At 72.2% G+C, this 2,589-nt stretch carries 1 protein-coding gene; it reads right to left on the reverse strand.

The genetic code is table 11. The features are described from left to right. Positions 1-1,849, reverse strand: a 1,849-nt coding sequence (locus GT354_RS21460; RefSeq protein ID WP_161357975.1) for an ABC transporter permease, incomplete at its 3' end; no start/stop codon positions are given. Positions 1,850-2,589: the final 740 nt, after the last annotated feature.

Genomic DNA, 2,589 nt, shown 5'->3' on the forward strand with positions numbered 1-2,589 from the left:
CCCCCACCGCCCCCCCAGAACCCGCCGGCAACCGCGCAGGTCGCAGCAACCGCAGCGCCGTCGCCGGGACCCCGCCCGGCATCCTGGACAGCAGTACGGCCAATCCGCCGATCACGATCGTCGACATGCCTGCCGTGGTGGCCGCGTCGAGGGCGACCACCAAGGCTGCCGCCAAGACCGCGCCCGCCGCGCTGTCCACGCCGAACACCACCACCGCCGCGAACCACACCAACCCCAGCACCGGATCGAACGCGGCCGCGTCGAAGGCCCGGCCGCCCATCCCGAGCAGCGCCCCGCCGAGTGCCGCGACGCCCGCGCTCACCGCGAAGACGAACACCTTCGCCGAGGACACGTCCACCCCGGCCGCAGCCGCACCCGCCTCGTTGTCCCGCACCGCGACCAGCATCCGGCCCAGTCGGCTCACATGCAGTCGGCGGACCACCAGCAGGGCCAGCCCCAGACACGCCAACTCCAACGCGTAGAAAGAGCGTTCGTCGGTGAACGGCCACGGGTGGTCGAGCATCAGGTCGGTGGTGAACCGAGGCTGCGCGAACACGAACCGGCTGACCACCGCGGCCACCGCGAACGTGGTCAGCGCAAGCGTCAACCCCCGCCGCCGAATCGCGGGCCACCCGGTCAACAAGCCGACCGGCACGACGAGCACCGCCGCCGCGAACAACGCGACCAACCCCGGCACATCGTGGCTCATCAGCTGTGCCGCGAACAACGCGCCCAACCCGGCGAACCCCGCCTGGCCGAGCGAGATCTGCCCGGCATAGCCCGTCAACATCACCAAGGACATGAACACGATCGCCAACGCCGGCACCTGCTGGGCGATCCGCAACTGCTCGCCGCCGAGCGCCAACGGAGCCGCCGCGACCGCGACGAACGGCACCCACCACCCCACCGGCGCGCTCTCCCCGCGTCCCGTCCCGATCGGCGCCGAGCAGGCGGTGTCCTCGCCGCCCACCTCGATCATGCGGGGCAAAACCAGCAACGCGACCAGAAGCACGACCACGAACAGGTTGGCCTGCAACGCCTGGACGAATCCCCACGCATCGAGTTCGAGCCGGCTCAGTTCGCTCTGCCCGATCCCGATCGCGAGCGCCGCCACGATCGCCACCGGCAGACTCGCGAGCCGGGCCACCACCGCGACCCCGATCGTCTCCAGGACCAACAGCGTCAGCCCGTACGGATCCAGCCGCAGGTGCGGCGCGAGCAACACGCCCGTGAGCCCCGCCAACATCGAACCGAACGCCCACCCGGCGGCCGACACCCGGTCCGCCGCGACCCCGGACAACTCGGCCAGTGCCCGCCGGTCCACCACGGCGCGCAGCCGTACCCCGAACCGCGTACAGCGCGTCACGCCCGCCACGAGTACGGCGACCGCGATCACCACACCCAGTTCCACCAGTGTCCCGGTCGCCACCGACGTATCGCCGGGCAACCCGACCGATCCGGACGGCACGATCGACGGCGGATCGAGCCGGGCCTGCGTCCCCCACGTCAGGGTCGCGACGCCCACCAGGAGTACGAACACGCCGAGGGACGCGACCAACATCCGGGCGGGTCCGGCCCCTTCGCGATGCAGCCCACGAAAGACGAATCGCTCCAGGACGAGCCCGAGCGCCGGTGCGACCACGCCCACGTCGAGTACCACCGCCGCCCACACCGGCCAGCCCCACACCCGTACCTGTTGCCACACCAGATACGCCACGATCATCGCCAGCGCACCGAAGGACAGGTTGAATACGCCCGTTGCGCGATACGACGTGATCAGGCCGACCGCCGCGAGCGCCGCGACCGCGCCCACACCGAGCCCGGCGAGGGCCAGATCCAGGGTGAGCACCGCCCTCAGCCGTCCGATCGCACGGACGACTGCCCGGGAGGCTGCTCAGGCGCTTGCCGGGCCGTATTCCCCGGCCCCGGCTCGGGCCCCTGCCCTGATGCCGGTCCCGGTCCCGGTCCCGGCTCGGGTGCCTGCTCGGGAGGGTCGCACAACCTGCACGGCCGCAGATTCCGGTTCCGTACAGTCTCGGCGACCACCGCGTGCACGCCGTTCTTGCCCCGCACCAAAGAGCATTCCGGTCGGTGGTAGCGAGCCCCACCGGGTACCGCCACCCACGGCGCGTCGGCCGCGGGCCCGGGTGCCTCGAACGAGGCGTCGCCGGGATCCGGTTCCACCAGCAGCCGATACAACTGCCCCATCACGACCCGCAACTCGGCATCCGAAGAGCCGGCCGCATCCGATCCCGACCCCGATCCCGACCCCGATCCCGGCCTCCCTCCTGCTCCTGCCCCCGAGCCCGCCGCCGGCCTCGAATCAGCCCCCACATCCCGCCGCGTCCCCACCACCAGCACCGCCCCGGCCACGATCAACGCTGCCCCCGGGATCGTCGCCGATGCCAGATACGGCACCTGCCGGGCCTCGTACCGCTCCCCGGATACGCCGTACCACCCCAACACGCACAGCAACGCCCCACACAGCGCGACCAGCCATCCGCCGCGCGTGCGCGCCAGTTCGCGCAACCCGTCGAGCGTCGCCGCCGGCTCGGCCGTCCGCCCCGCCGCAGGCCGCACACCCGCCGA

Source organism: Streptomyces sp. SID3343 (assembly GCF_009865215.1).
Taxonomy (GTDB): Bacteria; Actinomycetota; Actinomycetes; order Streptomycetales; family Streptomycetaceae; genus Embleya.